The organism is Pseudomonas sp. FG-3G (genome assembly GCF_901007645.1).
GTDB lineage: Bacteria > Pseudomonadota > Gammaproteobacteria > Pseudomonadales > Pseudomonadaceae > Aquipseudomonas > Aquipseudomonas rhizophila.
Map to the genome: position 1 here is coordinate 1 of NZ_CAAKGZ010000025.1, position 25,262 is coordinate 25,262.

Genomic DNA, 25,262 nt, shown 5'->3' on the forward strand with positions numbered 1-25,262 from the left:
CAAGCTCCCTCGCCACAACAGCATTCGCATGGCTAAGCGAGCGATTACAAATCCACAACACAGGTTTTTTCCTGACCACTGCGTCAAGGCGTAGAATGCGCCGCCTCGCGCTTATTTTTTCGGACGTTTCGCCTGTGAATCCTGTGATCGACCACGCCACCACCCTCTCCCGCCCGGCCCGGGTTCTCCTGGAGCTCAAGACGCTCCTGGCCCTGGCATTGCCGATCATGGTGGCGCAGCTGGCGACCACTGCCATGGGCTTTGTCGACGCGGTGATGGCCGGCCGGGTCGGACCACGGGACCTGGCGGCGGTGGCACTGGGCAATTCGATCTGGGTGCCGGTGTTCCTGTTGATGACCGGCACACTTTTGGCCACCACGCCGAAAGTCGCCCAGCGCTTCGGCGCCGGCACGTACGACGAGATTGGTCCGCTGGTGCGCCAGGCGTTGTGGCTGGCGCTGGTGGTGGGGTTGATTGCCACGCTGGCGCTGCTCGGCGCCGAACCGATCCTGCACATCATGAACGTGGACCCCGAACTGATCGGACCCTGCATGGAGTACCTGCAAGGCATCGCCACCGGCCTGCCGGCGGTGGCGCTGTATCACGTGCTTCGCTGCTTCAGCGACGGCCTGGGCCGAACGCGACCGGCGATGGTCCTGGGTTTGTGCGGGCTGGCGCTGAACATCCCGCTCAATTACATCTTCATTTACGGGCATCTGGGCCTGCCCGCCATGGGCGGCGTCGGTTGCGGCTGGGCCACGGCCCTGGTGATGTGGTTCATGGCCCTGGGCATGGCCGGTTGGGCGCGCTGGGCACCGGCCTACCAGTCGAGCCGGTTATTCAACCGCTTCGACTGGCCACAATGGACCGTCATCAAGCGCCTGCTGGGTATCGGCCTGCCGATTGGCATCGCGGTATTTGCCGAATCGAGCATTTTTGCAGTGATTGCCCTGCTGATCGGCAGCCTCGGCGCCACCGTGGTGGCCGGGCACCAGATTGCCCTGAACTTCAGCTCCCTGGTGTTCATGATTCCCTATTCGTTGGGCATGGCTGTGACGGTGCGGGTCGGCCAGGCCCTGGGCCGGCGCCAGCCTCGCGAAGCGCGCTTCGCCGCCGGAGTCGGCATGGGTACGGCGCTGGCGTATGCCTGCCTGTCGGCGAGCCTGATGTTCTGGCTGCGCGGGCCCATCGCGGCGATCTATACCGGCGATCCGGTGGTGATCGAAGTGGCGTCGATGTTGATCGTCTATGCGGCGTTGTTTCAGTTTTCCGACGCGATCCAGGTCACGGCGGCGGGCGCGTTGCGCGGCTACCAGGACACCCGGGTGACGATGATCCTGACGCTGTTCGCCTACTGGGGCATTGGCCTGCCCGTGGGTTACATCCTGGGCCTGACCGACTGGCTCGGCACCGCCAGCGGTCCGAGCGGGTTGTGGCAGGGCCTGATCGTGGGCTTGAGCTGCGCGGCGCTGATGCTGTCGATCCGCCTGACACGCAGCGCACGCAAGCAGATCCGCATCAGTCGTTCGGCGGACTAAGCGAGCTTCTTGCGGATCCAGTAGCGGTAGGTGCCATCGACCTCGTCCTGGGCCACCAGTTCGTGGTCGAGGAACACACAGAACTTGGGAATGTCGCGACGGGTCGAGGGGTCGGTGGCAATCACCTTCAACAGCCCGCCGGGCATCAGGTCGCGGATGTGCTGGTGCAGCATCATCACCGGCTCCGGGCAATTGAGGCCGGAGGCATCCAGCGTACCGTCGACCGGTGTATCGTTCATTTCACTCATGTTCTACTCCTGAAACTGGCGGGCATTGTCGCGCAATGTCGGTGCAAGGTCACCTCTGGCTTAACACCGCCCCCTGTGGGAGCGAGCCTGCTCGCGATAGCGTCGGGCCACCCAACATCGATGTCCACTGATGCACCGATATCGCGAGCAGGCTCGCTCCCACAGGGATTTCATTGCCTTTCAAGCGCTAGCGGGACTTGGGCTTTTTGGTGTCCAGCCGCCGCAGATGGCACGTCACTTCCTCACGGTCGTGGTACAGCTGTTTGCAGCCGATCTCGACCTTGATGCCCCGGGCCTTGAAGCCGTCGGCGATACGTTCGAGCAGGCGTTTCACTTCGGCGTAACGCTGCTTCATCGGCAGTTTGAGGTTGACCACCGCCTCGCGGCAGTGCCCTTCGCCGATCCACTCTTCCAGCATCGCCGCATTACGCGCCGGCTTCTCGACGATGTCGCAGACCATCCAGTCCACCGGCTGCTTGGGCTTGAACGTAAAGCCGTCCGCCATCAGGTGCTGCACCAGCCCCGTGTCCATCAGGCTTTCGGCCATCGGCCCGTTGTCGATGGCCGTCACCAGCATGCCGCGGTTGACCAATTGCCAGGTCCAGCCGCCCGGCGCGGCGCCTAGGTCCACACCGGTCATGTCGCTGTGCAGGCGCTCGTCCCACTGATCCCGAGGAATAAAGTGGTGCCAGGCCTCTTCAAGCTTGAGGGTGGACCGGCTCGGCGCCTCCCGAGGAAACTTCAGGCGTGGAATGCCCATCGGCCACATGGCCGAATTATCGGCCTGCGCCAGGCCCAGGAAGACTTCGCGACCGCTCTTGAAGGTCAACAGCAGGCGTGGCTTGTACGGGTCATCCACCAGTTTGCCGGCGCCGGTGAGCGCCTTGCGCAGCGGCCCTTCGAATTTCTTGCAGAAGTTCGACAGCTCTTTACCGTCATTGGTGTCCACCACCTCCAGCCACAAGCTACCGCAGGTCGGGAAGGCGCTCATGTGGGCCAGGATGACACTGATGCGGTCTGTTTCCGGCAGATCGATGAAGCTGCCACGCGCCCACTGGCGCGGAAAAATCAGCTCGGCGAAACGCTGGCCGCGCATCAGTCGCTCGGCGCCGTCGTCTTCGGTACAGACAAATTCGGCGCAGGCGCTGGCCGGCTTGGCCTTGGCGTAGCCGGCCACGTTCAGCCGTGCGGCGTGTTCGGCGATCTCGGAACAGACCTCGCCTTCGAAGCCTGGTCGGCAGTGCATGAAAAGCGTGTTCATTGAAACTCCGTAGCAAAGCCTGTCACGAAACCCGGCGCATGATAGCGGAGTTCGGAACCCCAAACCCGCTCGTAGAGTCCAGTGATTAGTCATACGCTCAAAACAGAGCTAGGTTAAAGGCTCTGTCCGTCCCGTCAGTCCGTAGCCGTGCGGACTCAAAGGAGTCATTTCAATGCCGTCCCTCGATAGCCTGAAAACCCTTAAAACGCTGCAAGTCGACGCCAGGATTTACCACTATTTCAGCCTGCCCGACGCCGCCCGAAGCCTGGGAGACCTGGACCGGTTGCCCATGTCCCTCAAAGTGCTGCTGGAGAACCTGCTGCGCTGGGAAGATGTAAAAACGGTCACCGGCACCGATCTCAAGGCCCTCGCCGGCTGGCTGAAGGAGCGTCGTTCCGACCGGGAAATTCAATACCGTCCTGCTCGGGTACTGATGCAAGACTTCACCGGCGTCCCGGCCGTGGTCGATCTGGCCGCCATGCGCGCCGCCATGGAAAAGGCCGGTGGCGATCCGCAGCGGATCAACCCGCTGTCACCCGTGGACCTGGTGATCGACCACTCGGTGATGGTGGACAATTTCGCCAGCAGCCAGGCGTTCGAACAGAACGTCGACATCGAAATGCAGCGCAACGGAGAGCGCTACGCCTTCCTGCGTTGGGGCCAGAGCGCCTTCGACAACTTTAGCGTGGTGCCACCGGGCACCGGCATCTGCCACCAGGTCAACCTCGAATACCTGGGCCGCACCGTGTGGACCAAAGAGGAAGACGGACGGACCTATGCGTTCCCGGACACCTTGGTGGGCACCGATTCCCACACCACCATGATCAACGGCCTCGGTGTACTAGGCTGGGGCGTCGGCGGGATTGAGGCCGAAGCGGCCATGCTCGGCCAGCCGGTGTCGATGCTGATTCCAGAAGTCATCGGTTTCAAACTCATCGGCAAGCTGCGCGAAGGCATCACCGCCACCGACCTGGTGCTGACGGTCACCCAAATGCTGCGCAAGAAAGGTGTGGTGGGCAAATTCGTCGAGTTCTATGGCGACGGCCTTGCCGACCTGCCGCTGGCCGACCGCGCCACCATCGCCAACATGGCCCCGGAATACGGCGCCACCTGCGGTTTCTTCCCGGTGGACGACGTGACCCTGGACTACCTGCGCCTGTCCGGACGTCCGACCGAAACCGTGAAGCTGGTGGAAGCCTACTGCAAGGCTCAGGGCCTGTGGCGGCTGCCCGGCCAGGAACCGGTATTCACCGACACGCTGGAACTGGACATGGGGAGTGTCGAGGCCAGTCTCGCCGGGCCAAAGCGTCCTCAAGACCGGGTCTCACTGCCGAATGTCGGCCAGGCTTTCAGCGACTTCCTGGGCCTGAACGTCAAACCCACCAGCAAGGAAGAAGGCCGCCTGGAAAGCGAGGGTGGCGGTGGGGTCGCGGTAGGCAACGCCGATCAGGTGGGGGAAAGCGAATACGAGTTCGAGGGCCGAACCCATCGCCTGAAAAACGGCGCAGTGGTGATTGCGGCCATTACCTCCTGCACCAACACCTCCAACCCCAGCGTGATGATGGCCGCCGGGCTGCTGGCGAAAAAAGCCGTGGAGAAAGGCCTGACCCGTAAGCCGTGGGTCAAGAGTTCCCTGGCGCCAGGTTCGAAGGTGGTCACCGATTACTACAAGGCCGCCGGGCTGACCGAGTACCTGGACAAACTGGGTTTCGATCTGGTGGGTTACGGTTGCACGACCTGTATCGGCAACTCGGGGCCGTTGCCCGAGCCGATCGAAAAAGCCATCCAGAGCGCCGACCTGACGGTGGCCTCGGTGCTGTCGGGTAATCGTAACTTCGAAGGCCGCGTGCACCCGTTGGTAAAAACCAACTGGCTGGCGTCACCGCCCCTGGTGGTCGCCTATGCCCTGGCCGGCACGGTGCGCATCGACATCAGCAGTGAACCGCTGGGCAATGACCGCGACGGCAACCCGGTGTACCTGCGCGATATCTGGCCCAGCAGCCAGGAAGTCGCCAACGCGGTGGCCCAGGTCAACACCAGCATGTTCCACAAGGAATACGCCGCCGTGTTTGCCGGTGATGAGCAATGGCAGGCTATCGAGGTGCCGCAAGCCGCGACTTACGTCTGGCAATCGGACTCGACCTACATCCAGCACCCGCCGTTCTTCGAGAACATCAGTGGGCCGCCACCGGCCATCAACAATGTCGAAGGTGCACGAATCCTGGCTTTGCTCGGCGACTCGGTGACCACCGACCACATCTCTCCGGCCGGCAATATCAAGACCGACAGCCCGGCCGGCCGTTATCTGCGCGAACAGGGCGTGGAGCCCCGGGACTTCAACTCCTACGGTTCAAGACGCGGCAACCATCAGGTCATGATGCGCGGCACCTTCGCCAATATCCGGATCCGCAACGAAATGCTCGGCGGCGAAGAAGGCGGCAATACGATCTACATCCCCAGTGGCGAGAAAATGCCGATCTACGACGCCGCCATGTTGTATCAGGCCATGGGCACACCTCTGGTGGTGATCGCCGGACAGGAATATGGCACCGGCTCGAGTCGGGACTGGGCCGCCAAGGGCACCAATCTGTTGGGGGTCAAGGCGGTGATCGCCGAGAGCTTCGAGCGCATCCACCGCTCCAACCTGGTGGGCATGGGCGTGCTGCCGTTGCAGTTCAAGCTCGATCAGAATCGCAAGAGCCTGAACCTCACCGGCAAGGAAACCCTGGACATCCTGGGCCTGAGCGACGTCGAACTGACGCCACGCATGAACCTGCCACTGGTCATCACCCGCGAGGACGGCCGCCAGGAGCGGATTGAAGTGCTGTGCCGGATCGACACCTTGAATGAAGTGGAATATTTCAAGGCTGGGGGGATTTTGCACTACGTCCTACGGCAATTGATTTCAGAATAAAAAGAAGCGTCTTACGAAAACACCGCCTGTTAATAGGCGGTGTTTTCGTATGGGTCTGCCTATAATCCCGCCGGTCCTGCCATCACCATCGCCACAAACGGTTCTTCAGTCTCAAAGGATGTGATATGCCTGCCCTGCCCTGGCCATACCTGGCCTTCCTTTCCATCGGCTATGCCTTGGCCCTGGCCTTCGGCCATCTGGCCTGGACTGCTGCGATCTCGGTCGCGCTGCTGCTGTTCGCCGGGTATGCGGTGCGCCAGCAGCAGACACCGGTCGGGCAGTTTCTCGGCCACGCCCTGTTTGTGGTGATGGCCCTGGCGTTGGCCTTGCACTGGATGCCGGGTTTTTTCAATGGCCGGGCAATCGCGCCGCAACGTTTTACCGACGATGCCGTGCCGTTTGCCATGTACCTGAACCAGGACAAGCCACTGATCGGCTTCTGGTTACTGCTGGCGTGTCCCTGGATCGTCGGCAGGCGCTCGTTTCGCCTGTCGCTACAGGCCACGGCCCTGGGGCTTACCCTGAGCGCCGTGCTGGCGCTGGGCGGGGCGATGCTGCTGGGAATGATCCATTGGGCACCGAAGTGGCCGGAGCCGGCCTGGATATGGGTACTCAATAATCTTTTATTGGTGACGTTGGTGGAGGAAGCGCTGTTTCGTGGCTACATTCAGGGTGGCCTGAGCCGACGCTTCAAACATCTGAACTATGGCGACAATCTGGCATTAATCCTGGCCTCACTGCTGTTCGGCCTGGTGCATGCCGGGGCGGGATGGCAATGGGTGTTGCTGTCGGGCATGGCGGGGGTCGGTTATGGCCTGGCTTATCGCTTTGGTGGGCTGGGCGCGGCGATTGCCGCCCACTTTGGCCTCAATCTGCTTCATTTCGCCCTATTTACCTACCCGATGCTGGCGTGATACCGACCGGAAAAATAACTTCAATAAAAACCTGACGGCGCCGACAACCTTTCAAAGCCTTGCGGATCTACACACCATGCGTAACAACCAGCCCGTCACACAACGCGAAAGGACCTTCCCGGCCCAACAACGTCTGATTTCCACTACCGATGCCAAAGGTGTGATCACCTATTGCAACGACGCGTTCGTTGAAATCAGCGGGTTTTCCAAGGAGGAACTGATCCGCTCGCCCCATAACCTAGTACGCCATCCCGATGTGCCGTCGGCCGTGTTCGCCCATATGTGGAACACGCTCAAACAAGGCTTGCCATGGATGGGCATCGTCAAGAATCGCTGCAAGAGCGGTGACCATTACTGGGTCAACGCCTATGTCACCCCCGTGTTCGAAGGTAACCAGGTGATCGGCTACGAGTCGGTGCGGGTCAAGCCCAGCGCCGAGCAGATCAGCCGGGCCGAAGCGCTCTATCAACGCATCAACCAGGGTAAGCCGGCGATCCCGCGCAGCGACAAATGGTTGCCGATCCTGCAGGACTGGCTGCCGTTTATCCTGGTCAGCCAATTGAGCTTCGTCGTTGGTGCGTTTCTCAATTCCTCCTGGGGCTTTGCCCTGGCTGCCGTGCTCTCGGTGCCCCTGGGCCTGATGGGCTTGCAATGGCAACAGCGTGGGATCAAGCGCCTGCTGCGTCTGGCCGAGCAAACCACCTCCGACCCGTTGATCGCCCGGATGTACACCGACAGCCGGGGCGTCCAGGCGCGCCTGGAGATGTCGATCCTCAGCCAGGAAGCTCGCCTGAAAACCTGCCTGACCCGGTTGCAGGACACTGCCGAACACCTCAACGAGCAGGCGCGGCAGTCGAACTCGCTGGCCCATAACAGCTCCAGTGGGCTGGAACGCCAACGAGTGGAGACCGAACAGGTGGCCACCGCCGTCAACGAGATGGCCGCGACGACCCAGGAAGTCGCCAGCCACGTGCAACGCACCGCCGACGCCACCCAGGAAGCCAATCGCCTGACCAGTCGTGGACGCGACATCGCCGGGGAAACCCGTGAAGCCATCGAGCGTTTGTCGGTGGTGGTGGGCGAGACCGGGCAGACCGTGACCCAGCTGGCCAAGGACAGCGACGAGATCGGTGGCGTGGTGGACGTGATCAAAGGCATTGCCGACCAGACCAACCTGCTGGCCCTCAACGCCGCCATCGAAGCGGCCCGCGCCGGTGAGATGGGTCGCGGCTTTGCCGTGGTGGCGGACGAAGTGCGCCAACTGGCGCAACGTACCAGTGAGTCCACCGGGCAGATCCACGCCCTGATCGCCAAACTCCAGCAAACCGCTACCAATGCCGTGCAGACCATGGATGCCGGCCACCGCCAGGCTGAAGAAGGCGTGGCTCGGGTCATGGAGGCGGACGCAGCGCTGGTGGGCATCAGTGAAGCGGTGGCCAACATCACCGACATGACCACACAGATCGCTGCCGCGACCGAAGAGCAGAGTTCGGTGGCCGAAGAGATCAGCCGCAATATCAGTAACATCTCGGAACTGGCCGACCAGACCTCGGGCCAGGCCCACAGCTCGGCGCTACTGAGCGAAGAACTGACCCGCACCGCCAATACGCAGTATTCGCTGGTGGAGCGGTTCAACCGCTGATAGAAGCCTGCCTCATGAAAAACCCGGACAGCGAAAGCTTCCGGGTTTTTTGTTGCCTGACAGGCCGCTATCGCGAGCAGGCTCGCTCCCACAGGGGGTCAAGGTTGCTCATTCAAAGGCATTCCAATTGTGGGAGCAGGCTTACTCCCTCAGAGGGTCAAGGTTGCTCATTCAAAGGCATTCCAATTGTGGGAGCGAGCCTGCTCGCGATGAGGCCTTGATAGTCGGCAAGGAACCTACTGAAGAAACCCGGCCACCCTGCCCGCCGCCGCCTCCAGATGCTGCTCATGACTAAACCCCGAGGCCTTCAGCGGTTTCAGATCATGATCCCCCGCCTCCAGCCACATCACCTCGATACTCGGTGACAACACGTAACCCTGCACCGCCTCGCGGTTACCCAAGGCATCGCGCTCGCCCTGGACGATCAAGGTCCGGGTCTTCAATGCTGCCAAGTGCTCGACCCGCGGTTTCTCCGGTTTGCCCACCGCGTAGAAGGGATACCCCAGGCACACCAGGGCATCAGCTTTCAGCTCATCGGCCAGCAAACTCGCCATGCGCCCACCCATGGACTTGCCGCCAATGGCCAACCGCCCAGCGACATAAGGCCGCACCGTGGCGTACACCTCACGCCAGCATTCCAGCAACTTGGGAGCCGGGTTCGGCGGACGTTTACCGCCGTCCAGGCGTCGTTGAGCCATGTAGGGAAACTCAAAACGCAACACGTTGATGCCATGCCCGGCAAGGCGCGCGGCCATTTCGTTCATGAACCCGCTGTCCATCGGCGCGCCGGCGCCATGGGCCAGGATCAGGGTCGGTGGCTCGGCGCTGACACCCGTTTGCGCCGCCGTCCATAGCCAACCGTGTTCGGCCACACATCGCGCCCATTGATCCCCGTCAATACTGGCCTTGTGCTGTTTGTCCATGCTTGCCTCGCTTTTAGTCTGCCTATAACTCCAGGCGAAGAATGCCGCACTGCCTTGCGCAAGCGCTCACTTCGGCTGAACCGTGGATGGGGAACCATGAACACATCTATCAGTACCGCCTACAACTACAAGGTGGTCCGCCAATTCGCCATTATGACGGTGGTGTGGGGCATCGTCGGCATGGGGCTCGGGGTTTTTCTCGCGGCCCAATTGGTCTGGCCACAGCTCAACTTCGATTTGCCGTGGACCAGCTTCGGCCGCCTGCGCCCGTTGCATACCAACGCGGTGATCTTCGCCTTCGGCGGCTGCGCCCTGTTCGCCAGTTCGTTCTACTCGGTGCAACGCACCTGTCAGACACAGCTGTTCGCGCCGAAAATCGCCGCGTTCTGCTTCTGGGGCTGGCAATTGGTGATCCTGCTGGCGGCCATCAGCCTGCCGCTGGGCTACACCAGCTCCAAGGAATACGCCGAACTGGAATGGCCGATCGACATTCTGATCACCATCGTCTGGGTCGCCTACGCCATCGTGTTCTTCGGCACCGTGGCCAAGCGCAACACCAAACACATCTATGTCGGTAACTGGTTCTTCGGCGGGTTCATCCTGACCGTGGCGATCCTGCACATCGTCAACAACCTGGAATTGCCGGTGAGCTTCACCAAATCCTACTCGGTGTATGCCGGGGCCACGGATGCGATGGTGCAATGGTGGTACGGCCACAACGCCGTAGGCTTTTTCCTCACCGCCGGCTTTTTGGGGATGATGTACTACTTCGTGCCGAAGCAGGCCGAGCGTCCGGTGTACTCCTATCGGTTGTCCATCGTGCACTTCTGGGCGCTGATCACCCTGTACATCTGGGCCGGCCCGCACCACCTGCACTACACCGCACTGCCGGACTGGGCGCAGTCCCTCGGCATGGTGATGTCGCTGATCCTGCTGGCGCCAAGCTGGGGCGGCATGATCAACGGCATGATGACCCTGTCGGGTGCCTGGCATAAATTGCGCAGCGACCCGATCCTGCGGTTCCTGGTTGTGTCCCTGGCGTTCTACGGCATGTCGACCTTCGAAGGCCCGATGATGGCCATCAAGACCGTCAACGCCCTCTCCCACTACACCGACTGGACCATCGGCCACGTACACGCTGGTGCCTTGGGTTGGGTGGCGATGATTTCCATCGGCGCGCTGTATCACATGATCCCGAAAGTCTTCGGCCGCCCCCAGATGCACAGCATCGGCCTGATCAACGCGCACTTCTGGCTCGCGACCATCGGCACCGTGCTTTACATCGCCTCCATGTGGGTCAACGGCATCGCCCAGGGCCTGATGTGGCGTGCGGTGAACGAGGACGGGACCCTGACCTACTCCTTCGTTGAAACCCTGGTGGCCAGCCACCCCGGTTTCGTCGTACGGCTGGCGGGCGGGGCGATCTTCCTCCTCGGCATGCTGCTGATGGCCTACAACACCTGGCGCACCGTGCGGGCCTACCAGCCTGCCGAAGCCGCCGCTGCCGCGCAGATGGCTTGAGGAGTCCGCCATGAAACACGAAACAATCGAAAAAAACGTCGGCCTGCTGATGCTGCTGATGGTTCTGGCCGTGAGCATTGGCGGCCTGACCCAGATCGTGCCGCTGTTCTTCCAGGACGTGACCAACAAACCGGTGGACGGCATGAAGCCCTACACCGCGCTGCAACTGGAAGGTCGCGACATCTATATCCGCGAAGGCTGCGTCGGCTGCCATTCGCAGATGATCCGTCCGTTCCGCGCCGAGACCGAGCGCTACGGCCACTACTCGGTGGCCGGTGAAAGCGTCTGGGACCACCCGTTCCTGTGGGGCTCCAAGCGCACCGGGCCGGACCTGGCCCGGGTCGGCGCGCGCTACTCCGATGACTGGCATCGCGCCCACCTGTACAACCCGCGCAACGTCGTGCCTGAGTCGAAGATGCCGGCCTATCCGTGGCTGGTGACCCAAACGGTGGACAGCAGCCACACCGAAGGCAAGCTGCGCGCCATGCGCACCCTGGGCGTGCCGTACACCGACGACGACATCGCCGGCAGCGTGGCCTCGCTCAAGGACAAGACCGAGATGGACGCGCTGGTGGCCTACCTGCAAGTGCTCGGCACTGCCATCAAGAGCAAGAGGTGAGCCTATGTTTCTTGAAATGAGCACTGGAATGATCCGCGGCCTGGGCACGGTCGTGGTGTTCGTGGCCTTCATCGGCCTGACCCTGTGGGTATTCAGCAGCAAGCGCAACTCGGAGTTCGCTCAGGCGCGCCTGCTGCCGTTCGCCGACGAGCCATCCGCCGACATCGCCAACCCCCAAGACCCTGCAACAAGGAGCACCCGGCCATGACCACCTTCTGGAGTACGTGGATCAGCGTACTGACCATCGGCAGCCTGATCGGTCTGACCTGGCTGCTGATCGGCACCCGCAAGGGCGAGACCAAGGGCAGTGTCGACCAGACCATGGGCCACAGCTTCGACGGCATCGAGGAGTACGACAACCCGCTGCCGCAGTGGTGGTTCCTGTTGTTCGCCGGCACTTTGGTGTTTTCCGTCGGCTACCTGGTTCTCTACCCGGGCCTGGGCAACTGGAAAGGCATCCTGCCCGGCTACGAAAATGGCTGGACCGGCGCCCATGAATGGGAAAAGGAAATGGCCAGGGCCGACGCCAAGTTCGGGCCGATCTTCGCCAAATTCGCCGCCATGCCGGTGGAAGAAGTCGCCAAGGACCCACAGGCCTTGAAGATGGGTGGCCGCTTGTTCGCCTCCAACTGCTCGGTCTGCCACGGCTCGGACGCCAAGGGTGCCTTCGGCTTCCCGAACCTGGCCGACAGCCACTGGCGCTGGGGCGGCAGTGCCGAAACCATCAAGGCCACCATCATGGGCGGTCGCATGGCCGCGATGCCGGCCTGGGGCGAAGTGCTGGGCGAAGCCGGCGTCAAGAACGTGGCCGCGTATGTGCGCCATGATCTGGCGGGCCTGCCGCTGCCGGCAGACAGCGGCGCCGACCTGCAAGCAGGCCAGCAAGCGTTCAACACCACTTGCGTTGCCTGCCACGGTGCCAACGGTAAAGGCACCGAAGCCATGGGCGCGCCAGACCTGACCTTGCCGGCCGGCTTCATCTACGGCACCAGCCTGGCGCAACTGCAACAGACCATCCGTCATGGCCGCCAGGGCCATATGCCGGCGCAGAATGAGCTGCTCGGCAATGACAAGGTGCAACTGCTCGCGGCTTACGTCTACAGCCTGTCCCACGCGGCGGGCGCCGAGCGTCTGCAAGCTGAACGCAAAAGCGAATAAATCCTGACCACGCGAACAGCCGCATCCATCTGGATGCGGCTGTTTCGTGCCCCTGCGCGACGCATTGTCGCACCCTCCCTTCGTCTTCCTTTCGGTTCCCCGGAATCAAGTCTAAGCTTGCCTCTGCGTGCGCTGGCGACTGCCGGTTTCAGGTCGACCCGACCCGATGCGTTCGACAATCGTTCGACAAAAAGGCCGCAAAGGCAGGTGAATACCGGCTGTTGCGACAGTTACCTGGCATCACCCGAACGCCGTGCTCGAACACACCCCGTTACAACCGACCTGCCCCCCTCGCCTCTTTCCTTCGTTGCGACATTTTACCGAGGGCCAATTTTGTCCCTACTCAGCACATGGAAAGGCCGCAGAATCTGCTTTGGAAAGCATTGACCCAGGTCATGGCGCGTTGCAATGACCCCCCGCTTTCTCCATACTTGCGACCGATTTTTATCCTAATAAAACACCCAAACCGTGGAACCTTAGAATGAGCACAGCAATCAGTCCGACTGCTTATAACTATAAGGTAGTCCGCCAGTTCGCCATCATGACGGTGGTCTGGGGGATCCTTGGCATGGGGCTCGGTGTATTCATCGCCTCGCAACTGGTCTGGCCGGAGTTGAACTTCGATCTGCCATGGACGACGTTTGGACGCCTGCGCCCGCTGCACACCAACCTGGTGATCTTCGCCTTCGGTGGTTGTGCGTTGTTTGCCACTTCCTATTACGTCGTGCAGCGAACCTGCCAAACGCGACTGATTTCCGACAGCCTCGCCGCCTTCACCTTCTGGGGTTGGCAAGCGGTCATCGTCGGTGCGATCGTGACCTTGCCGATGGGTTTCACCACCACCAAGGAATACGCAGAGCTGGAATGGCCCCTGGCTATTCTGCTGGCCATCGTCTGGGTGACCTACGGTCTGGTGTTCTTCGGCACTATCGTCAAGCGCAAGACCAAGCACATCTATGTCGGTAACTGGTTCTACGGTGCCTTCATCGTCGTGACCGCCATGCTGCACATCGTCAACCACGCGTCCCTGCCGGTCAGCTTCTTCAAGTCCTACTCGGCCTACTCGGGCGCCACCGACGCGATGATCCAGTGGTGGTACGGCCACAACGCCGTGGGCTTCTTCCTGACCACCGGCTTCCTGGGGATGATGTATTACTTCGTGCCGAAACAGGCCGAGCGTCCGATCTATTCCTATCGCCTGTCCATCGTCCACTTCTGGGCGCTGATCACCCTGTACATCTGGGCCGGCCCGCACCACCTGCACTACACCGCGCTGCCGGACTGGGCACAGTCCCTGGGCATGGCGATGTCGATCATCCTGCTGGCTCCAAGCTGGGGCGGCATGATCAACGGCATGATGACCCTCTCGGGCGCCTGGCATAAGCTGCGCACCGACCCGATCCTGCGGTTCCTGGTGGTTTCCCTGGCGTTCTACGGCATGTCGACCTTCGAAGGCCCGATGATGGCCATCAAGACCGTCAACTCCCTGAGCCACTACACCGACTGGACCATCGGTCACGTACACGCCGGGGCCTTGGGCTGGGTTGCGATGATTTCCATCGGCGCGATCTACCACATGATCCCGAAACTGTTCGGTCGTGCGCAGATGCACAGCACCGGCCTGATCAACACTCACTTCTGGCTCGCCACCATCGGCACCGTGCTCTACATCGCCTCGATGTGGGTCAACGGCATCACCCAGGGCCTGATGTGGCGTGCAATCAACGACGACGGCACCCTGACCTACTCGTTCGTTGAAGCGCTGCAAGCCAGCCACCCTGGTTTCATCGTCCGTGCCCTGGGCGGCGCGTTCTTCGCCAGCGGCATGCTGTTCATGGCCTACAACGTGTATCGCACCGTTCGTGCCTCTGACCCGGCTGAAGCTGAAGCCGCCGCCAAGATCGCCGTAGTTGGAGCTCACTGATGAAGCACGAAACAGTAGAGAAGAATATTGGCCTGCTGGCCTTCTTCATGGTCATCGCCGTCAGCATCGGCGGCCTGACCCAGATCGTTCCGCTGTTTTTCCAGGACGTGACCAACAAGCCGGTCGAAGGCATGAAGCCGCGCACCGCCCTTGAACTGGAAGGTCGCGACGTCTACATCGCCAACGGCTGTGTCGGCTGCCACTCGCAGATGATCCGTCCGTTTCGCGCCGAAACCGAACGCTATGGCCACTACTCGGTTGCCGGTGAAAGCGTCTGGGACCACCCGTTCCTGTGGGGTTCCAAGCGTACCGGCCCGGACCTGGCCCGTGTGGGCGGTCGCTACTCCGACGACTGGCAGCGTGCGCACCTGTACAACCCGCGCAACGTAGTGCCTGAGTCGAAAATGCCGGCTTACCCGTTCCTCGTAGAAAACAAGCTCGACGGCAAAGACACCGCCAAGAAAATGGAAGTCTTGCGTACCCTGGGCGTGCCTTACACCGATGAAGACATCGCCGGTGCCAAGGATGCCGTGAAAGGCAAGACTGAAATGGACGCGCTGGTGGCCTATCTGCAAGGCCTGGGCACCATCATCAAAAGCAAACGGTGATTTAGATGGATATCGGGATGATTCGTGGCCTGGGCACCGTCGTCGTGATGGTGGCCTTTATCGGTCTGGCGTTGTGGGTGTTCAGCCCCAAGCGCAAGTCGGAGTTTGACGACGCGACCTTGCTGCCGTTCGCGGATGATCCCGAAGCCATCAAGCACGTCGAGCAAGCTTCTAGGAGTAACAAAGAATGACTACGTTCTGGAGTCTGTACGTCACAGTCCTCAGTCTGGGTACGATCTTCGCCCTGACCTGGCTGCTGCTGTCGACCCGTAAGGGCCAGCGCGCCGAACAAACGGACGAGACTGTTGGTCACTCGTTCGATGGCATCGAAGAGTACGACAACCCACTGCCTAAATGGTGGTTCATGTTGTTCGTGGGCACCATTGTCTTCGCCTTGGGTTATCTGGTGCTCTACCCGGGCCTGGGCAACTGGAAAGGCCTGCTGCCAGGGTATAACTACCTGGACACTGAAAAGCAGACCCCTTTCGCCAATGGCCAGACCGGCTGGACCGGCGTTCACGAGTGGGAAAAGGAAATGGCTCGTTCGGACGCCAAGTTCGGTCCGATCTTCGCCAAGTTCGCTTCCATGCCGATTGAAGAAGTCGCCAAGGACCCGCAAGCCCTGAAGATGGGTGGCCGCCTGTTCGCCTCCAACTGCTCGGTCTGCCACGGTTCCGACGCCAAGGGTGCCTACGGCTTCCCGAACCTGACCGACGCCGACTGGCGCTGGGGTGGTGAGCCGGAAACCATCAAGACCACCATTATGGGCGGTCGTCATGCCGTAATGCCGGGCTGGGCTGCCGTGGTTGGCGAGCAAGGTGTTGCCGACGTCTCCGCCTACGTGGTGACCAGTCTGCACGGCCGTAAACTGCCGGAAGGCGCCAAGGCCGATCCGGCCAACGGCCAGAAGCTGTTCGCGGCTAACTGCGTGGCCTGCCACGGCCCAGCTGGCAAGGGCACGCCTGCCATGGGCGCACCTGACCTGACGCACCCGGCCGGTTTCATCTACGGTTCGAGCTTCGCTCAACTGCAGCAGACCATCCGTTACGGTCGCCAGGGCCAGATGCCTGCCCAGGCCGATCTGCAGGGTAACGACAAGGTCCACCTGCTGGCTGCGTACGTCTACAGCCTGTCTCATGGGGAACCGGCGCCAGCTGCCGATGCCCAGTAAGGCACACGCCTGATGTACCAAAGGCCCCGTCAACCCATGTTGGCGGGGCCTTTTTATTGGTGGGTATCCAGGAGCGAAGCTGTTTCACTTGCTCGCCTCCCACGCCAGTAGTAACGTGCCTACATTGTAGTTTATGAGGGCACTGCCATGTCCATCACGACCATTTCCAGCCGCGAATTCAACCACGACACAAGTGGTGCCAAAAAAGCCGCCCGCCAGGGGCCAGTCATCATCACTGACCGTGGCAAGCCGGCCCACGTACTGCTAAGCATTGAGCAGTACCAGAAACTGACCGGCATTGGCACCAGCATTGTCGAGTTGCTGGTCATGCCTGACGCGCCGGATATCGATTTCGATACCGAACGTGCCATCATCACTCCCCGGCCAGTGGACCTGTCCTGATGTTTCTACTCGACACCAATGTCATTTCGGAACTGCGCAAGCCACATGCAGATAAAAACGTACAGGCCTGGGCACGGAGCGTGTCCGCCCCCAACCTGTATGTCTCGGCAATCACCGTATTGGAGCTGGAAACTGGTGTAATGCGCTTCGAACGCAAGGATCCGGTGCAAGGCAGCCGCCTGCGCGCGTGGCTGGATAACCACGTCCTGCCCGCATTTTCCGGCAGGATCCTGGCGGTCGACCGCACCGTCGCGCTGCGCTGCGCTCGCCTGCCTGTACCGGATCGCAGCAATGAATGCGATGCACTGATTGCCGCCACGGCGCTGGTCCATGGCCTGACCGTGGTCACCCGCAATGTGAGTGATTTTCAAAGCAGCGGCGTGGCCTTGCTCAATCCATGGTCAAGCTAATATAACGTCGCGACGGACCATCAATTACCGCCAAGGAGATAGGCGCAATGGGCATCGAAACACTTCAGCGCGCAACGATGAGCCCCCGGCATGTCTGACGCGCTCTGGGCCGCTCGCCTGGGCGATGCACTGAACCACACCTCCATGATGGCCGACATTCTCGGCGGCGTGCTGGAAGTGGCGGCCAACATCGCCATCACCGCCCTGGCGACGGCAGCGGTGGTGGCCGCCACCGGCATCACCGTCGCCACGGGTGGCTTGGGTTGTTTCCTGCTCGGTGCGGTGGTGGGGGCGGTCGTGGGCATTGCCATGAGCAAGACCGGGGCCGACGAAGGCCTGAGCAATATCTGCGAAGGCATCGGCAACGCGCTCTTCCCGCCCACGGTGCAGGCCAACATCCTCACCGGCTCCAAGGACACCTTTACCAACAACATCCCCTCGGCCCGCGCCGCCGGAGCGGTTGTTTCCCATGTCGCGCCGGCCGGCACCGAACTGGACATGCCCGAGCCGGAAGAAGAAGCCGAGGCCAGTTACCTGGACATGGCCGGCAACTTCTTCTCGCAGATGTGGCGCCCCACCGTCGCCTCGCCCGCCCCCGGCACAGAGACTCGGCCGGAAGACCTGGTGATCTGCACCAAGCACCCACCGATGCCGCCGCAGTTCATGGCTGAAGGCTCGGACAAAGTCACCATCAATGGCCAGCCCGCCGTGCGCAGCGGCGACCGCAGCACCTGCGATGCGACGGTGGTCTCGGCCGGGTTGATTTCCCCGGACGTGACCATCGGCGGCGGCTCAGTGGTGGTGCGTGAGATTCGCAGCGGCAAGACCCCGGGCGTGGGGCTGGCGGTCACCGCGTTGCTGATGCTCAAGGGGGGCAAGGGCAAGTTCTTCAGCAAACTGCCGTGCATGCTGGCCGGTGGCGCGGCGTCGATGGCGGTCAGCAGCGCCATGGGCGCCGCGGCCAACGCCACCATGGGCTCGTCGAACCCAGTGCATGCCGCCACCGGCGCCAAAGTGCTGGGCCGCGATGAAGAACTGGACTTCGTTTTGCCCGGTGTTCTGCCAATCGACTGGCAACGCTTCTACAACAGCCGCGACGAGCGCCGCGAAGGGATGTTCGGTGCGGGCTGGAGCGTGGTCTACGAGGTGCAGGTGGAGATCCTCGCCCATCCCGAGGGCGGCGAGACCCTGCTCTACACCGACGAACAGGCCCGGCCCATCGACATGGGTTCGATCCCGTTGGGCGGCGCGGTGTTCAGTGCTGGCGAAGGCCTGGCCGTGCGACGTCATCTCAACGGGCAGTTGCTGATCGAAAGCGACGACGGCGTGTATCGCCTGTTCGAACCCACGCCGGGCCACACATCCCTGCTGCGCCTGAGCCAACTCGGTGACCGCAACGACAATCGCATCTTCTTCGACTACGACGCCGCCGGACGGCTGATACGCCTGCGCGACACCTTCGATCTGGTGCAAGTCGAGCTGATCCGCGAGCGCGAACGCGTCACCCGGATAGAACGTCTCTACCCCGACCAACAGCGCGAAGTGCTGGTCAGCTACGCCTACGACACGGCGAACAACCTGAGCGAAGTACGCGACGCCACCGGCCAGGTGCAACGGCGTTTCAGCTACGACGCCGGCCAGCGAATGCTGGAACACCAACTGCCCACCGGGCTGCGTTGCTTCTACGAATGGGCCTTGGTCGAAGACCAGGAATGGCGCGTGGTCCGCCACTGGACCGACGAGGGCGACACCTACCAGTTCGACTATGACCTCAAGGCCGGTGTAACCCGCATTACCGACGGTTTGCAGCGCGTCAGCACGCGCCACTGGAACAGCCAACACCAGATCACCCGATACAGCGACAACCTCGGCCAGACCTGGCTGTTCGAGTGGAACGACGAACGCCAACTGCTCAGCGCCACCGACCCACAGGGCGGGCGCTATGAATACAGCTATGACGAGGCCGGTAACCTGATCGGCGAAACCGATCCGTTGGGCCGCAGTGATTCGACGTTATGGCTCGAGCACTGGGCGCTGCCGCTGGTGGACACCGACGCCGCCGGCCACAGCTGGAAATACCGCTACGATCAACGCGGCAACTGCACCGCCGAAACCGATCCCCTGGGCCACGTCACCCGCTATCGCTATGACGCCCACGGTCAGGTCATCGAAATCATCGACGCCACCGGCAAGCTTAAAAAGCTGCGCTGGAATCCGTTCGGGCAGTTGGTGGAGCACATCGATTGCTCGGGTTACCCGACACGGTTCAGCTACGACCAGCGCGGCTACCTGCAGACCATCACCGACGCCCTCGGCGAGCGCACCCAGTTCAGCTACGACGCCCAAGGCCGTTTGCTCAGCAGCCAATTGCCGGATGGCCGCACCGAACAGTACCAGCGCGACCTCGCCGGGCAGTTGACCGGCTACACCGACCCGGCCGGGCACACCACGCTCTACCAGCACAACCGTCGCGGTCAGGTCCGCCAACGCACCGACGCCCACGGCCGGCAGGTGCAATTCGCGTACGACAGCTACGGGCGGCTGCAGGCGCTGACCAATGAGAATGGCGAGAGCTACCGGTTTGCCTGGGATGCGGGGGATCGGTTGGCCGAACAGCGCAACCTTGATGGCAGCGCCAAAGGCTACACGTACGACGTCCTCAACAACGTAAAACGAGTCGAAACCATCGCAGCGCCGCGAGGTGATCATCAGACCAGTGAAAGGACCATTGTTCATCATCTCGAACGTGATGCCATTGGCCGGCTGACCACCCGAATCACACCTGATGGACAGTCCCGGTACAGCTATAGCCCGTTGAATCAGTTAATCGAAGCCACCGTCATCGCTAACGACGGCAACGAACAACGACTGGGCTTTGCTTATGACGCGCTGGGTTATCTGATTGAGGAGCAGAGTTCAGCGGGCGTTCTGAAGCATCACTACGACGAACTCGGCAACCTGATCCAGACCCACCTACCCGACGGCCGTTGGGTCAGCCGCCTGTACTATGGCAGTGGTCATCTGCACCAAATCAACCTCGACGGCCACGTCATCAGCGACTTCGAACGCGACCGGCTACATCGAGAGGTGCTGCGCACCCAAGGCCAAATCAGCACACGGAGTGAATATGACCGTAGCGGGCGCTTACGCAGCCGCCAACGCCGGCATACCAGCCAGCCGTCGTTGATGCCTGCCGCAGATCAAACCCATTTTGAGTTTGATCCTGGCGACCACCTGGTGGCGCGCCTTGAACGGCAGCCAAAAGGTCAACAACGCCAATTGCTGCACTACGATGTGACCGGCCGCATCCTGGCAAGCCAGGGCACTCGACAAGGCCAGAATGAAACATTTTCCTTCGATGCCGCCGCCAATCTCCTCGACAGTTCACTTGGTACAGGTGGGCGGGTTACGCACAACCAACTCAAGCGCTATCAGGATAAGCACTATCGCTACGATGATTTTGGCCGAATGATTGAAAAGCGCAGTGGGCGACATGGCCTGCAGCGCTTCAGTTACGACTCGGATCACCGGCTGGTTGAAGTTCGAACCCAGAAATCCGACGGTGAAAACGTCGTCAGGATGCGCTACGACCCGTTGGGCCGAAGGATTGAGAAAACCGAACATGACGACAACGGGCGTCTCATCGCCCGCACGCGTTTCGACTGGGATGGCCTGCAATTACTCAAGGAACATAAAAATAGCCTGACCAGCCTGTACCTCTATATTGGCGACAGTCACGAGCCCTTGGCCCGGGTCGACGGCATCGGTGAACATCAACGCATCCGCTATTACCACAACGACCCCAATGGTCAGCCACAGGCCTTGACGGAAAGTGACGGCTATCCGCTATGGCACGCTCACTACCAGGTATGGGGCAATACCACTGATGAAGTCCGTGAGCCGTACTACATCGAAGAACAGAACCTGCGTTTTCAGGGGCAATACCTGGACCGGGAAACAGGCCTGCACTACAACACCTTCCGCTTCTATGATCCCGACATAGGCCGCTTTACCACGCCCGACCCCTTGGGCCTGGCCGCAAGCCTGAATCTTTATCGCTACGCACCGAATCCATTTACCTGGATCGACCCGCTGGGGCTTAAAGAGAATGAGATTATCCGGTACATGGGCGAGAGCGAAACCGTCTCGTCCAAGGCCGCCAACGGAGGCAAAGGCGGCTTGGTTCCGAATATCCGAGGAGAGAAAGCGGTCTGGGTCAACCAGGACAGTAACCCTGGATTCAACCCAGGTAATGAGAAGTATCGGGTAGTGGCCACCGTCAATAACGAAGGGGTCAGCATGCTCAATAACCACAAGGACATCTCTACCGTTGACTATAAAGAGACGGGCCTGAAAGATGGCGTGCTGTCCAAGACGAATGAGCCCAAGGCCAGAGGCATCGGTTTCCGATTATTGGATAAATTCAATAAAACCATTACGTCATTTCGTGTCGAGAAGAAAGGCCCGAACGGAAAATGGAAGACCTGCGGATAAAGCCAGATGGACATATTCGATCTTCTCTCATACAAGCTTGAAAATTTCCTGAACGTCCGGCCGTATCCGAAGGCGTTGGGTGCTGTTTTTTACAAAGAAGACGAGCCTTCGCTACTGAACGTCGTCGCGAAAAAACACAATGGCGCTCCCTTCAGCGTTAGCCGCTGGCGGGACTTGTTTTCCACCAGCGCTTTCGAAAAAGCCATGCTGAAGAACGGCTTCACGGAACCCGACTGCTACGCCCTCCTCCTGGTCCTGTCGCGCTTTGGCTACCTGTTTGAAATCGACAACCGTCAACGAACCAACAAGGAATATTTTATTTTCTTCTACCTGATCCAACTGATCAGCTTGAAGAACAGCACCCTGGATGCGGATGCGCGCCTCAGGAACTACATGCTTAGGTTCCTCCTCTTCGAATTGAGCATCGATGACGAGGCGTATCGTCGGTTCAGCATCGAGGGCAATCAGTTGATGATGGCGACCGATGGGCTGGGGTCCGTGGCTTTTCTGGATGTGATTGATCTGGTTTACAAAGCGATCAAGGCCGACAGCAGGAAAGAGCATCAACTGCTGAGTACGTTGAAAACGTTTCAAACAAGCACGGTCAGATTACTCAGCGAGCCCGACGATACCCATTACCGCTGCGCGATCAATGATCGTCACAGCGAGCTTATGTACCCCGACGTTTTTTTGCCCACCTATGCTCAGGACAGGCAAAAAATATTTGATTCTTTGATCGACGCGGTCAATCCGCTTCAGTCAACGGCAAACCTGTTCGTCTCCAATATGGTTGTGATGAATTACGCCTTTCACGTCCTGAAAGACAAGCCTCACGAAATTCTAAAACTGAAAAAACACGTCCGTGATGAAGCGCTGTTCGGCCAATTGCTGGAGGTGATCATCATGCGTCGGATGGCAGTCAACAAAGCGCTGTTCGAAAAAATTCTCACGGGGCACGATCTGTCCTTGATCAAGGATGAGCAAACCGCGTTCTACAACATTTTGTACCGCCGGTAGAAACTTGATGCATTTGTGCGCCTGACGCTTCTCTTTGCAGCGCACAAAAATAATCAGAGCCGGGATTCGGCTGTGCTCAAGAAAACCCTGGCGGCTAGATCAAATTGGGAAACAAGCAGTTCGATCTGGCGCTTGCGAACAAATGACCAGGCGCAGGTTAAGCGCAAATCCCCGTGGCGAGGTAACTTACTCCCGCTGGGCGGCGGAGCCGCTAAAAATAGTGGCACAAAACAATCAGGAGGGGCTGTCGAACGAGTCGCCGGCCCATGGTTTTTTTCGTCAACGCCATGGAATGTCTATAGTCAATTGATCTGGGTCATGACTTGTTACATCCGCTACACCATTCTATGCAGAGTCCCAACGCGACCAAAGGTCGCACCCTTGAGCTAGACCTACAGGCGTATCATTGCACCACTGCAATACCCTTTCTGACCGTGGTCGGCACGTACTGATCCCGGCACTTTTCCACTGCCGTGGGATGCATTTTGATGAGTAACCAGATTCCGGTACATGACGTCACCCCGCCTGCCAAGGACGCGAATCAAAGCGTCGACCTGTATGCCTCTCGGGAAAAAATCTACACCCGTGCCTTCACCGGCCTGTTCCGCAACCTGCGGATGGTCGGCGGTGGCGTGTTGTTCCTGCTGTATTTCGGTACGGTCTGGCTGAACTGGGGCGGGCATCAGGCCGTCTGGTGGAACCTGCCCGAACGCAAATTCTTCATTTTCGGTGCGACCTTCTGGCCCCAGGACTTCATCCTCCTGTCCGGACTGCTGATCATTGCCGCCTTCGGCCTGTTTTTCATTACGGTCTATGCCGGGCGGGTCTGGTGCGGCTACACCTGTCCGCAAAGCGTGTGGACCTGGATTTTCATGTGGTGCGAGAAGGTCACCGAAGGCGACCGCAACCAACGCATCAAGCTCGACAAGGCGCCCATGAGCGGGAACAAGTTCCTGCGCAAGTTGGCCAAGCACAGCCTGTGGCTGCTGATCGGTTTTGTGACCGGCATGACCTTCGTCGGTTATTTCACGCCGATTCGCGAACTGGTGTTCGAATTCTTTACCGGCCAGGCCGATGGCTGGTCGTATTTCTGGGTCGGCTTCTTTACCCTCGCCACCTACGGCAACGCCGGCTGGCTGCGCGAGCAGGTGTGCATCTACATGTGTCCTTACGCCCGTTTCCAGAGCGTGATGTTCGACAAGGACACCCTGATCGTTTCCTACGACCCGCGTCGGGGCGAAAGCCGTGGCCCGCGCAAGAAGGGCGTTGACTACAAGGCCCTGGGCCTGGGGGACTGCATCGACTGCACCATGTGCGTCCAGGTCTGCCCCACCGGTATCGACATTCGCGATGGCCTGCAGATTGAATGCATCGGCTGCGCGGCGTGCATCGACGCCTGCGACAACATCATGGACAAGATGGATTATCCGCGCGGGCTGATCAGTTACACCACCGAACATAACCTCTCGGGGCAGAAAACCCATAAACTGCGCCCACGCCTGATCGGTTATGCCCTGGTGCTGCTGGCAATGATCAGTCTGCTGGTGACCGCGTTCTTCATGCGTTCGCTGGTCGGTTTCGATGTCAGCAAGGACCGCGTGCTGTACCGCGAGAACGCCGAAGGCCGGATCGAGAACGTCTACAGCCTCAAGATCATGAACAAGGACCAGCACGACCATACGTACGTGCTGGAGGCCTCCGGCCTGCCGGATCTCAAGCTCCAGGGACGCCGGGAAATCAAGGTCGCGGCCGGTGAGATCTTCACCCAGCCGGTAGAACTGTCCAGTGCACCGGACCAACTGCCGTCGAGCACCAACGAGGTGACGTTCATCCTCAAGGATGCCGATGACGACAGCGTTCATGTTGAAGCCAAGAGCCGGTTCATCGGCCCACAAATTCGTTGAGAGAACTGAACATGCCTGCAGCAACCGCCACCAGCCCCTGGTACAAGCATCTCTGGCCGTGGATCATCATTGCGATCCTGGCCTGCTCGGTGACGCTGAGTCTGACCATGGTGACCATCGCCGTGAACAACCCGGACAACCTAGTCAACGACAACTACTACGAAGCCGGCAAGGGCATCAACCGCTCCCTGGAGCGCGAACTGCTGGGCCAGACCCTGCAACTGCATGCCAACGTGCAACTGGATGACGTCACCGGCGAAGTAAACCTGCGCCTGAGCGGCGACAGCCGGCCCCAGACCCTGGAACTGAGCCTGATCTCGCCCACCCAGCCGGAGAAGGATCGCAAGATCGTCCTGACGCGCAACGACAGCGAGCCGGGACGGTATGTCGGTCAATTGACGGACAAGATCGAAGGCCGGCGCTTTGTCGAATTGCTGGGTGTGGAGAACGACAAGACCTGGCGCCTGTTCGAAGAAGAGCAGATCAACCATGACCAGGCCATCCTGCTCGGCGATGAACCGCTGCAAGGCGCTGAAGACCTGAAGAAATAAGCTGCTTTCCTGTGGCGAGGGAGCTTGCTCCCGCTGGGCTGCG

21 protein-coding genes are annotated in these 25,262 nt (G+C 60.6%); 18 read left to right on the forward strand and 3 right to left on the reverse strand.

The annotated features are described in order from the left end of the window. Positions 1 to 95: 95 nt before the first annotated feature. Positions 96 to 1,538, forward strand: coding sequence for an MATE family efflux transporter (locus PSEUDOMOFG3G_RS17390; RefSeq protein ID WP_373685094.1), 1,443 nt, complete (start codon positions 96 to 98; stop codon positions 1,536 to 1,538). Here PSEUDOMOFG3G_RS17390 and tusA read toward each other — a convergent pair. Further along, a complete protein-coding gene (gene tusA, locus PSEUDOMOFG3G_RS17395) occupies positions 1,535 to 1,786 on the reverse strand; it encodes a sulfurtransferase TusA (protein ID WP_139050714.1) in 252 nt (83 codons plus the stop codon). The genes PSEUDOMOFG3G_RS17390 and tusA overlap by 4 nt on opposite strands. Positions 1,787 to 1,973: 187 nt before the next feature. Next, positions 1,974 to 3,047 (reverse strand): 23S rRNA (cytidine(2498)-2'-O)-methyltransferase RlmM, encoded by a 1,074-nt coding sequence (rlmM, locus tag PSEUDOMOFG3G_RS17400; RefSeq protein WP_047227196.1) that lies wholly within the window; start codon positions 3,045 to 3,047, stop codon positions 1,974 to 1,976. A gap of 172 nt (positions 3,048 to 3,219) precedes the next feature. Here rlmM and acnA point away from each other — a divergent pair, with 172 nt between their 5' ends. The 3 genes from acnA to PSEUDOMOFG3G_RS17415 all read left to right on the forward strand — a co-directional run bounded on the left by acnA (position 3,220) and on the right by PSEUDOMOFG3G_RS17415 (position 8,517). Next, positions 3,220 to 5,961, forward strand: coding sequence for an aconitate hydratase AcnA (gene acnA, locus PSEUDOMOFG3G_RS17405; RefSeq protein WP_139050716.1), 2,742 nt, complete (start codon positions 3,220 to 3,222; stop codon positions 5,959 to 5,961). 125 nt (positions 5,962 to 6,086) lie between these two features. Then, positions 6,087 to 6,875, forward strand: a complete 789-nt coding sequence (locus tag PSEUDOMOFG3G_RS17410; protein WP_139050717.1) for a CPBP family intramembrane glutamic endopeptidase — start codon at positions 6,087 to 6,089, stop codon at positions 6,873 to 6,875. 76 nt (positions 6,876 to 6,951) lie between these two features. After that, entirely contained in the window at positions 6,952 to 8,517 is a 1,566-nt protein-coding gene (locus PSEUDOMOFG3G_RS17415; RefSeq protein ID WP_076385612.1) for a PAS domain-containing methyl-accepting chemotaxis protein, read from the forward strand. A gap of 236 nt (positions 8,518 to 8,753) precedes the next feature. Here the strand turns inward: PSEUDOMOFG3G_RS17415 and PSEUDOMOFG3G_RS17420 are convergent, their stop codons facing one another. Further along, positions 8,754 to 9,440, reverse strand: a complete 687-nt coding sequence (locus PSEUDOMOFG3G_RS17420) for an alpha/beta family hydrolase (RefSeq protein ID WP_139050718.1) — start codon at positions 9,438 to 9,440, stop codon at positions 8,754 to 8,756. Between the two features lie 96 nt (positions 9,441 to 9,536). Here PSEUDOMOFG3G_RS17420 and ccoN (PSEUDOMOFG3G_RS17425) point away from each other — a divergent pair, with 96 nt between their 5' ends. The 14 genes from ccoN (PSEUDOMOFG3G_RS17425) (at position 9,537) to PSEUDOMOFG3G_RS17490 (ending at position 25,219) form a co-directional block, all read left to right on the forward strand. Then, on the forward strand, positions 9,537 to 10,961 hold the full coding sequence (gene ccoN, locus PSEUDOMOFG3G_RS17425; RefSeq protein WP_014339375.1) for a cytochrome-c oxidase, cbb3-type subunit I: 1,425 nt from the start codon (positions 9,537 to 9,539) through the stop codon (positions 10,959 to 10,961). A 10-nt stretch (positions 10,962 to 10,971) separates the two neighbouring features. Then, on the forward strand, positions 10,972 to 11,580 hold the full coding sequence (ccoO, locus tag PSEUDOMOFG3G_RS17430) for a cytochrome-c oxidase, cbb3-type subunit II (protein ID WP_047227190.1): 609 nt from the start codon (positions 10,972 to 10,974) through the stop codon (positions 11,578 to 11,580). A gap of 4 nt (positions 11,581 to 11,584) precedes the next feature. After that, a complete protein-coding gene (locus PSEUDOMOFG3G_RS17435; RefSeq protein ID WP_047227189.1) occupies positions 11,585 to 11,788 on the forward strand; it encodes a cbb3-type cytochrome c oxidase subunit 3 in 204 nt (67 codons plus the stop codon). Further along, positions 11,785 to 12,738, forward strand: coding sequence for a cytochrome-c oxidase, cbb3-type subunit III (gene ccoP, locus PSEUDOMOFG3G_RS17440; protein WP_047227188.1), 954 nt, complete (start codon positions 11,785 to 11,787; stop codon positions 12,736 to 12,738). The genes PSEUDOMOFG3G_RS17435 and ccoP (PSEUDOMOFG3G_RS17440) overlap by 4 nt, the downstream gene beginning before the upstream one ends. 481 nt (positions 12,739 to 13,219) lie before the next feature. Then, positions 13,220 to 14,662, forward strand: coding sequence for a cytochrome-c oxidase, cbb3-type subunit I (ccoN, locus tag PSEUDOMOFG3G_RS17445; RefSeq protein WP_047227187.1), 1,443 nt, complete (start codon positions 13,220 to 13,222; stop codon positions 14,660 to 14,662). Then, positions 14,662 to 15,270, forward strand: a complete 609-nt coding sequence (gene ccoO / locus PSEUDOMOFG3G_RS17450) for a cytochrome-c oxidase, cbb3-type subunit II (RefSeq protein ID WP_014339380.1) — start codon at positions 14,662 to 14,664, stop codon at positions 15,268 to 15,270. Before ccoN (PSEUDOMOFG3G_RS17445) ends, ccoO (PSEUDOMOFG3G_RS17450) begins: the two co-directional genes overlap by 1 nt. 5 nt (positions 15,271 to 15,275) lie before the next feature. Next, positions 15,276 to 15,461 carry a CcoQ/FixQ family Cbb3-type cytochrome c oxidase assembly chaperone gene (locus tag PSEUDOMOFG3G_RS17455; RefSeq protein WP_003183474.1) on the forward strand — a complete coding sequence of 62 codons (186 nt, stop codon included), beginning with the start codon at positions 15,276 to 15,278 and terminating at the stop codon, positions 15,459 to 15,461. Continuing rightward, a complete protein-coding gene (gene ccoP, locus PSEUDOMOFG3G_RS17460) occupies positions 15,458 to 16,441 on the forward strand; it encodes a cytochrome-c oxidase, cbb3-type subunit III (protein WP_076385618.1) in 984 nt (327 codons plus the stop codon). The genes PSEUDOMOFG3G_RS17455 and ccoP (PSEUDOMOFG3G_RS17460) overlap by 4 nt, the downstream gene beginning before the upstream one ends. A gap of 147 nt (positions 16,442 to 16,588) precedes the next feature. Beyond that, the gene (locus tag PSEUDOMOFG3G_RS17465; RefSeq protein ID WP_139050719.1) at positions 16,589 to 16,843 is read left to right on the forward strand and encodes a type II toxin-antitoxin system Phd/YefM family antitoxin; all 255 of its coding nucleotides are present in this window, start codon (positions 16,589 to 16,591) and stop codon (positions 16,841 to 16,843) included. Further along, positions 16,843 to 17,253 carry a type II toxin-antitoxin system VapC family toxin gene (locus PSEUDOMOFG3G_RS17470; protein ID WP_139050720.1) on the forward strand — a complete coding sequence of 137 codons (411 nt, stop codon included), beginning with the start codon at positions 16,843 to 16,845 and terminating at the stop codon, positions 17,251 to 17,253. The genes PSEUDOMOFG3G_RS17465 and PSEUDOMOFG3G_RS17470 overlap by 1 nt, the downstream gene beginning before the upstream one ends. A 90-nt stretch (positions 17,254 to 17,343) precedes the next feature. Then, a complete protein-coding gene (locus PSEUDOMOFG3G_RS17475; protein ID WP_257220832.1) occupies positions 17,344 to 21,747 on the forward strand; it encodes an RHS repeat-associated core domain-containing protein in 4,404 nt (1,467 codons plus the stop codon). A 6-nt stretch (positions 21,748 to 21,753) separates the two neighbouring features. Then, positions 21,754 to 22,764 carry a hypothetical protein gene (locus tag PSEUDOMOFG3G_RS17480; protein ID WP_139050721.1) on the forward strand — a complete coding sequence of 337 codons (1,011 nt, stop codon included), beginning with the start codon at positions 21,754 to 21,756 and terminating at the stop codon, positions 22,762 to 22,764. A 488-nt stretch (positions 22,765 to 23,252) separates the two neighbouring features. Further along, complete coding sequence (ccoG, locus tag PSEUDOMOFG3G_RS17485) at positions 23,253 to 24,668, forward strand: cytochrome c oxidase accessory protein CcoG (protein ID WP_047227182.1); 1,416 nt, start codon at positions 23,253 to 23,255, stop codon at positions 24,666 to 24,668. An 11-nt stretch (positions 24,669 to 24,679) separates the two neighbouring features. Then, complete coding sequence (locus PSEUDOMOFG3G_RS17490; protein WP_047227181.1) at positions 24,680 to 25,219, forward strand: FixH family protein; 540 nt, start codon at positions 24,680 to 24,682, stop codon at positions 25,217 to 25,219. Positions 25,220 to 25,262: the final 43 nt, after the last annotated feature.